At 73.7% G+C, this 8,339-nt stretch carries 6 protein-coding genes and 1 pseudogene; 3 read left to right on the forward strand and 4 right to left on the reverse strand.

The window, feature by feature from the left end:
• Positions 1 to 120 precede the first annotated feature (120 nt).
• Positions 121 to 339, forward strand: a pseudogene (locus tag VIW71_RS26605) (amino acid ABC transporter permease); the annotation flags it as partial.
• The gene (locus tag VIW71_RS17295) at positions 336 to 2,366 is read left to right on the forward strand and encodes an FAD/NAD(P)-binding protein (protein ID WP_331623212.1); all 2,031 of its coding nucleotides are present in this window, start codon (positions 336 to 338) and stop codon (positions 2,364 to 2,366) included. The pseudogene VIW71_RS26605 and the gene VIW71_RS17295, both read left to right, overlap by 4 nt.
• A gap of 99 nt (positions 2,367 to 2,465) precedes the next feature.
• Here VIW71_RS17295 and VIW71_RS17300 read toward each other — a convergent pair whose 3' ends face one another.
• From VIW71_RS17300 to VIW71_RS26615, 3 genes are read right to left on the reverse strand one after another with little or no spacing between them, the layout of a single operon-like run.
• The gene (locus VIW71_RS17300) at positions 2,466 to 3,389 is read right to left on the reverse strand and encodes an RNA polymerase sigma-70 factor (RefSeq protein WP_331623213.1); all 924 of its coding nucleotides are present in this window, start codon (positions 3,387 to 3,389) and stop codon (positions 2,466 to 2,468) included.
• A complete protein-coding gene (locus VIW71_RS26610) occupies positions 3,386 to 3,631 on the reverse strand; it encodes a hypothetical protein (protein ID WP_414720763.1) in 246 nt (81 codons plus the stop codon). Before VIW71_RS26610 ends, VIW71_RS17300 begins: the two co-directional genes overlap by 4 nt.
• Positions 3,612 to 3,896 (reverse strand): NAD-dependent epimerase/dehydratase family protein, encoded by a 285-nt coding sequence (locus VIW71_RS26615; protein WP_414720764.1) that lies wholly within the window; start codon positions 3,894 to 3,896, stop codon positions 3,612 to 3,614. Before VIW71_RS26615 ends, VIW71_RS26610 begins: the two co-directional genes overlap by 20 nt.
• Positions 3,897 to 4,558: 662 nt before the next feature.
• Between VIW71_RS26615 and VIW71_RS17310 the strand changes: the two genes are divergently transcribed.
• A complete protein-coding gene (locus VIW71_RS17310) occupies positions 4,559 to 7,441 on the forward strand; it encodes a SpoIIE family protein phosphatase (RefSeq protein WP_331623214.1) in 2,883 nt (960 codons plus the stop codon).
• Positions 7,442 to 7,506: 65 nt separating this feature from the next.
• On the opposite strand, the gene VIW71_RS17315 is transcribed toward VIW71_RS17310, so the two are convergent.
• Positions 7,507 to 8,339, reverse strand: an 833-nt coding sequence (locus VIW71_RS17315) for an MFS transporter (protein WP_331623215.1), incomplete at its 5' end; no start/stop codon positions are given.

The raw sequence follows: 8,339 nt of genomic DNA on the forward strand, positions 1-8,339 counted from the left end.
GACGACCCACCGCCGATCGTGCCGCGCCGGCACGTCGGCCGCCGGCTGACCGCTGCCGCCGCGCTGCTGGTCTTCGCGATGGTGGTCAACTCCGTTGTCCGCAACCGCGCTTTCCAGTGGGACGCGCTGCTGACGGTCGCCACCCTCTGGTACGTCGCCGTCACCACCGTGCTCAGCGCGGGACAGTTCTACGTCGAGCGGTACTACGCGCGCGGCGCCGCCCGTGCCTTGCCGCCCACCCCGCTGCAACGGCTCCGGGTCCACCTGGCCGTCCCGCGGGCCCGGCTTCGGGCCGTGACCGCCGCCGACGCCCGCCCCGCGATCGGCGGCGACCGTTGAGCGGGGCCGCCCCGGCCGTCCTGGTGCTCGTCGGCGCGGGCCCGCGCGCCACGGGCCTGCTGGAGCGGATCGCCGCCAACGCTCCCGAGCTGTGGGACGAGGGCCGGGAGCTGCACATCCATCTGGTGGACCCGCACCCGCCCGGCCCGGGAAGGATCTGGCGGCACGCACAGTCGCCGCTGCTGCGGATGAACTCCATGGCCCAGGACGTCACCATGTTCACCGACGAGACCTCGGAGATGGACGGCCCAGTACGGCCCGGCCCCTCGCTGGCCCAGTGGGCGGCCCAGTTCTCCGGCCGGGGCCCCGGCTTCGCCCCGTACGCCGAACCCGCCGACCCCGACGTCCTCGCCGAACTGCGCGCCCTGGAACCAGCCGACTTCCCCTCCCGCCGAGCCCAGAGCGCCTATCTGGACTGGGTGTTCCGCAAAGCGCTGACCCAACTGCCCCCGCACATCACCGTCGAGTGGCACCGCACCACCGCGACCTCGGTCACCGGCCCCCAGGACGGGCCACAGTGCGTGCACCTGGCCGACCGCGCCGCCCCGCTCACCGCCGACCTGGTCGTCCTCGCCCAAGGCCATCTGGGCTCCGTCCCCGACGCCGAGCACCGCGACCGCGCCGCCTTCGCCCGCCGCCACGGCCGCTTCCACCTACCGCCCGAGTTCTCCTCCGACGCCGACCTGTCGGGCCTGCAACCCGGCGAAGACGTCATCCTGCGCGGCTTCGGGCTGGCCTTCATCGACCTGATGGTGCTGCTCACCGAGGGACGTGGCGGCAGCTACCGCACCGAGCCCGACGGCACCCTCACCTACCTTCCGTCCGGCCGCGAACCCGTCATCCATGTCGGGTCACGGCGCGGCGTGCCGTACCACTCCAAGACCGGCTACCGACTCCAGGGCCCACGCCCACCGCTGCCGCGCCACTTCGGCCCCGAAGCCGTCGACACGCTCCTCGCCGAGGGCCGCCCCCTCGACCTGCGCCGCGACGTGTGGCCACTGATGGCCAAGGAGATCGGCTTCGGCCACTACCACGAAGTGTTCCACGCCCATCCCGAGCGCACCGCCCTGCCCTGGGCGGACTTCCTCACCGCCTACGACCGCCTCGGCTGGTACTCCGACGACATGGCCGCCCTCATCACCGCTGCCGTGCCCGACCCCACGGATCGGCTCGACTTCGAAGCCCTCGACCACCCGCTCTCGGACCTCGTCTTCGCGACGCCCGATGCCTTCCAGCACCACCTGCGCAACCACATCGCCACGGACGTCACCCACCGCGAGGACCCCGCCCGCAGCGCCGACCTCGGCGCCTTCCTCGCCCTGCTCTCCGTCTACGGACAGCTGCCCGCCCTCGTCGCCGCCGGCCGACTGACCGCCCGCTCCGTCGCCGAACAACTCGACGGCTGGTGGCTCGGCTTCTTCAGCTTCCTCGCCTCCGGCCCGCCCGGCTTCCGGCTGCGCCAGCTGCTCGCCCTGTCCCGGGCAGGCATCGTCCGCTTCCTCGGCGCGGACCTCCGGGTCGGTACGGACGAGATCACCGGCACCTTCACCGCGACCAGCCCCACCGTCCCCGGACACACCGTCCACGCCACCGCGCTGATTGAGGCATACCTGCCCCGGCCCTCCCTGGAACGCACCGAGGACCCGCTCCTGCGCCGCCTGCACCACGCCGGCGCCCTCGCGGAGGAAGTCATCACCGACCCCACCCACACCCACCGCTCCGGTCTGCTCGCCATCACCCCCGGGGACAGCCACGTCATCGACCCCACCATCGGTGGCCCCCACCCCCGCCGCATCGCCCTCGGCGCCCCCACCAACGCCCGCGCCGTCGCCGCCTTCGCCCGCCCCCGCACCAACGCCCCCGCCTTCCGCGAGAACGACGCGGTGGCCCGCGCCCTGCTCCGCGCGCTGAGCCGGCGAGAGCAGAGCACCGCGCCGGAACAAGGCGAACGCTCCCCCATCCCCGGCAGCAGGCGCCCGGCATCGGCTCACCCCCCGGCACCGGTCCGGTCCGCGCCGCCTCTGTGACGGAGCGCCGGGCGGCGTTCCCGCAACGGCCGCAGACCTGCGATCACCACCGCGGACCTCCGGAGCCGTGTGCACAGGTTCGCATCCTGACTCTTCCGGTCAGTCCGCGTCCCGGCGAGCCCGCTGCGTTTCGCGCAGGACCGTCCAGGCGTCCGCCACGGGGCCCACATGCCCGAGCTTGTCGGGGTTGAGCACCGTGCGGATCGTCTGGATCCGCCCGTCGAGGATGTCGAGTGCCCAGGTGTTGACGACCTTGCCGCCCCGGTCGCGGAAAATCGCGCCCGGCTGGCCGTTCACCTGGTGCGGCTCCACGACGCCCCCGATCCGGACGAACGGCGGGAGGAGGGCGACGAGCACCCGGGACACATGGTCGGCGCCGAAGAAGCCCCTGGCCCAGTGCGGAGCCTTGCCGCCGCTGTCCGCGACCATCTGGACGTCGGCGGCGAGCAGTTCCCGCAGCCCGTCGAAGTTCCCCTCCCGGAAGGCGTCGAAGAACCGCGCGGCGAGCTCCTCGCGCTGCCTCCGGTCGGCCTCGAACCGGGGCCGGCCCTCGTCCATGTGGCGGCGCGCCCGCACCGCGAGCTGGCGGCACGCCGCCTGCGACCTCCCCACCGCCGAGGCGATCTCCGGGAAGCCGAACCCGAACACCTCCCGCAGCACGAAGACCGCCCGCTCCAGCGGGCTGAGCCGCTCCAGCAGCAACAGGGACGCCATCGACAGCGAGTCGGCCAGCTCCACCGAGCGCTCCGGGTCCTCGTAGGGGTCGGTGAGCAGTGGCTCGGGGAACCACGGCCCGACGTACTCCTCCCGTCGCAGGCGGGCCGAGCGCAGCACGTCGATCGAGACCCGGGTGACCACGGCCGAGAGGAACGCCCTGGCCGACGCGGGCCGGGTCGGGGAGAGCTCGTAGCGCAGCCAGGTCTCCTGGACCGCGTCCTCGGCCTCGCTCACGCTGCCCAGGAACCGGTAGGCGATCGAGAACAGCAGCGGCCGCAGCTGTTCGAACTCCTCGACCACGGTCACGCCAGCCCCTCCTTGAAGCCCTGCCGCCACGACGGATAGCGCAGCTCCCAGCCGAGCTCCCGCCTGGCCTTGGCGTTGGAGAAGCCGCGCCCCTCGGTCATCATCGTCACCACCACATCCCCGGCCAGCAGCCGAGCCAGCCACCTGGGGACCCGCACCGGCCGCTTCGCCCCCGCGCACGCCGCCAAACAGGGCAGCCACTCGCTCTCCGGGGCCGGTTCGTCATCGACGATGTTGAACACCCCCCTCGCCTTCTGCTCCACGGCCAGGACGGTGGCGCTCGCAGCGTCGGTGCGCGATCACGTCCGGCCGGGCGGCCGCCACCGCCTCATGGACGGCCGCCTCGTCCAGTCCGTCCATCACGACGCCGTCCGCGCCCAGTTGCTCCACCAAGCCGAGCTTGGCCGCGCTCGTCGTCGTGGCCGTCACCTGGTGGCCACGAGCCACGAGCTGCGGCACCAGCCGCCGCCCCAGGACCCCGGCTCCGCCCGCCACGAAAACCCGCATGACCGTCACCTTCCTGGTCCCAAGTCTGTCTCCGAGACCTGAGACGAGACAGCCCGGCCGCCTGTGACATGGGAGGCAAGACAGTTGGGAGAAGCACCCCGGAGGGATGAACGCCCGGATCGAGTGGCCGACGGCCACGGCGGCACGCTTGACGCCGCGACGGGGAACGAGTCCTCGGTACTGGGCCCCGAGGTAGGTGCGCTTGCTGCGGACGGCGGTCGCACCGGCCATGAACAGGGCGGTCTTGAGCCAGGTGTCACGGTGCCGGGTGCGGCCGGACAGCCCCTTGCCCGCCGACTCCTTAGCGCGACGCGCGATGACCGTGCCGAGAGTGTCGGGTGTTTTCCCGACAGGGCCCCCGTGCCCGGTAGGACCAGTATGCTCGGTGTCCACGGTCCAACGGGGTTATCCGCCGCTGGGCGGCCTTGCCGTCACGCGCGACCACCAGCACGTAGGCGCGGCCCCCTCCCGCGCGTACGGCCTCGCCACCCGCCGGCGCCCTCCGCCCGTACGGCCTGCCACCCAGCCCGCCCTTCCCTGCGTACGACCCGCCATGTGCGGCCGCCCGGACCGCAGCGGGAAGGACGGACGGTACCTGTTCATCCGCTTTCGCGTGACACGGAGCTCGGGATCGCGGCCGCGTCTCAAGGGAAGTGAGTCGTGTGACGGTCGAGTGGTACGACACCACCGCTCTCTCGGAAGCCCATGAGCGGTTACTGGCCGGAAGGCCGGTGACCGGGGCTGTCCGGAGTCCGATCCTGGCATCGTGGCTGCGCTGCCGTTCCCTGGGCATCACGGCCGACCACGTCGAGGTGCCCTTCTTCGAGGACCTGGAGTTCGGCGGCAGGCTCTCCGAGGCGGCCGGGCCCGTGCTCGACCGGCTGGAGTCCGAGCTCTCGGGCATGCGGGCAACCGTGCTCCTCAGCGACGACCAGGCCCGGTTGCTGCATCGCCGGGTCGGCGACCCGGCGATGAACCGGTACCTCGACGCGCTGCGGCTCACTCCCGGTTTCGCCGTCCCGGAGGAGATCACCGGCACAAACGGCATCGGCACCGCGCTGGCGAACCGGCGGCCCGCCTTTGTGCGCGGCCGTGAGCACTACGCGGATGCCATGCGCGGGCTGGCGTGCGCCGCCGCGCCCGTCCGCGATCCCCTCAGCGGGCGGGCCCTCGGCGTTCTCGACCTGACCTGCCTGGACCGTTACGCCGATCCGGCCATGATGACCGTCGCGCTCGGCGCCGCCAAGGACATCGAGCAGCGGCTGCTCGACCGCGTCACCTCCCGGGAACGCCTCCTGCTGGAGGCGTTCCGGGAGAAGCAGCGCTTGGCGGCCAGGGGCGCACCGTGGACGAACGACCCGGCCGGCGATCTGCTCGACCGCCACGACCGGCTCATCCTGGAGGAGTGCGCGACCGAGCTGATCTCCTCGGGGCACAGCACCCTGCTGGAGGTGCCGCTCACCCGTGGCCGTACGGCCGCACTCCTGAGCAGGCCGGTGGAGAGCCCGTCCGGCGTCGCCGGCTTCACCGTCGAGATCGCCCTCGTCCACGACGGCCACGACGGCCGGCCGGCCCCCGGCCGAGTGTCACGCACCACCGAGCAGGCCGTCGCCACCGCGCACCACCCACCCGCGGCCACACCCTCCGCCCCCGGCGCCCCCCACGTCCCCGCGGCTGATCCCAAGGCGCCCGCGGCGGCACCCGGTGCCCTGGCGGCCACCCCGAAGGCCCCTACGGCCCACACCCGCACCGCCGACGCCCCGGCCGCCGACGTCCCCGCGGCCGCCCCCCGCACGCCCGCCGTCCCCGACGTGCCGACCGCGCCCACCGACCGCTGGCTGCTCGCCGTCGGTGAACCCGGGATCGGGCGGCTCGCGCTGCGAGCCCGGCAGCGTCTCGGGCTGGTGTGCGAGGCCGGCGTCCGGGTCGGCACCACTCTGGACGTGGTCCGGACCGCCGAGGAGCTGACCGACGTGGTCGTCCCCCTGTTCGCGGATTTCGCAGCGGTCGACCTCCCGGACTCCGTGGCCCGCGGCGAGGAGCCGATCCGGGTGGACGGAGCGCTCCGCCGGGCGGCCATCGCGGGCGCCCACGACGCCTCTCACCTCTACACGGCCGGCGACCTCGTCGTCTTCGCCCCCTCGACCCCTCAGGCGCGCTCCCTCGCGAGCGGCGAGCCGGTGCTGGAATCGGCACTGGCCGAGGCATCCGGGTGGATGGCCCAGGACCCCGTGCGCGGCAGGCGGATCCTGGACGCCGGGGTCCATTCGCTGATCACCGTGCCCATGCTGGCCCGCGGCACCGTGCTGGGCGTCGTCAGCTTCTACCGCTCCACCGCCCAGGAGCCCTTCGAGGAGGACGACCTCTCCCTGGCCGAGGAGCTGGTGGGGCGCGCGGCGGTGTGCATCGACAACGCCCGCCGCTTCACCCGCGAGCACGCCACCGCGCTCGCCCTCCAGCGCAGCCTGCTCCCGCGCGGCCTGCCCGCGCAGCACGCCGTGGAGGCGGCCCACCGCTACCTGCCTGCGCAGTCCGGGGTGGGAGGCGACTGGTTCGACGTCATCCCGTTGTCCGGGGCCCGGGTCGCCCTCGTCGTCGGGGACGTCGTCGGGCACGGTCTGCACGCCGCCGCCACTATGGGCCGGCTGCGCACCGCGGTGCACAACTTCTCCGCCCTCGACCTGCCCGTCGAGGAGGTCCTGACCCACCTGGACGATCTCGTCAACCGCCTCGACCTCGACCAGCCGGAGGCGGCGAACGGCGGCGCCGGCATCATCGGCGCGAGCTGCCTGTACGCGGTCTACGACCCCATCACGCGCCGCTGCACCCTGGGGCGCGCCGGTCACCCGCCGCCCGCCCTGGTGCACCCCGACGGCACGGTCGAGATACCCGACCTGCCCGCGGGACCGCCGCTCGGCCTGGGCGGCCTGCCCTTCGAGACCACCGAGATCGAGGTCCCCGAGGGCAGCCTGCTGGTCCTCTACACCGACGGGCTGATCGACCACCTGGGCGACCGGGACGTCGACCGCGGCATCGAGCGGCTGCGGCACACCCTCGCCCGGCCGGGCCGGACACCCGAGCAGACCTGTGAGGCGCTGGAAGCCCTGCTGACCCCCGACCCCGCCGACGACGTGGCCATGCTCGTCGCCCGCACCCGTGTCCTGAACGCCGACCACGTGGCCGCCTGGGACGTGCCCGCCGACCCGGCCGTCGTGTCCCGGGTCCGCGCGGACGTCACCGCGCGGCTGGCGGAATGGGGCCTGCAAGAGCTCCAGTTCACTACCGAGCTGATGGCCAGCGAGCTGGTCACCAACGCGATCCGGTACGGCGGTCCGCCCGTCCAGCTTCGTCTGCTCCGGGACCGGGCGCTGATCTGCGAGGTGTCGGACGGCGCCAACGCCTCTCCGCGACTGCGCCGGGCCCGCACCACCGACGAGGGCGGCCGGGGGCTGTTCCTGGTCGCCCAGCTCGCGCAGCGCTGGGGCACCCGCTACACACCGAACGGCAAGGTCATCTGGACGGAGCAGCCGCTGCCCTCCCGCTGACGCCCCTGCCCGAGCCGCGCCCGCAAGGAGTGGGGTCTGCCGAAGGAGCGGGGGCGGGCGCCCGGCTACTGGCGCGTCTGAGCCAGCCGCGCTGCCCGGTCCGGGTGCCCGGCCCCCGCGCCGTCATCGGACCGGTCGGCACGGCGCAGCAGCAGGGCGGCAAGGCAGCCGCCGACCAGCACGGTTGCCGCGCCGGCTAGTTGCGCGGTCTCGGTGGCCCGGGCGAAGGCGTGCACCCCCGCCGCCCGGTCCGCTTCGCCCGGTGCGGCGGCCAGTGCGTCCGGGAGTGACTCGGCACCGGCCAGGGCGGGAGGGAGCAGAGCGGCGAAGCGGGCGTTCAGCACGGCGCCCAGGACGGCGACGCCGAGGCTGGAGCCGACCTCGGCCATCGCGCCGTCGATCCCGGCACCCGAGCCCGCCTTCTGCGGTGGGATGGCGGCGAGCACTGACTCCACGACAGCCGGGTTGGCCAACGCGCAGCCGGCGCCCATCAGCAGCAGGCCTGTCAGCAGCACGCCGTAGCCCGCCGTGGTGAAGACGGCGACTACGCCGAAGCCGACGGCCAGCAGGCCCATCCCGACCGCGATGGCGAGCGGGCGGCCGAGGCGGGCGAGCAGCCGGGCGGCCAGGCCGGTGAAGTTGAGCAGCACCACGCTGAGCGCGAAAGGCGCCATCCGCAGACCGGCTTCCAGGGCGCTGTAGCCGCGGACGAACTGCAGCTGCTGGGTGAGCAGGAAGAGCACTCCCGCGCTGCCGAAGGTGATGAGGAGCACCCCGGTGACCGCGCCGACGAACCGTGGGTCACGGAAGAACTCCGGGTCCAGCATGGGGTGCTGGACCCGGTGCTCCCAGCGGGCGAAACCGGTCGCCAGCGCCGCGCCCAGGAAGGCCGACGCCA

Origin of the sequence: Streptomyces sp. (assembly GCF_036524955.1) — a bacterium.
Lineage (GTDB): Bacteria > Actinomycetota > Actinomycetes > Streptomycetales > Streptomycetaceae > Actinacidiphila.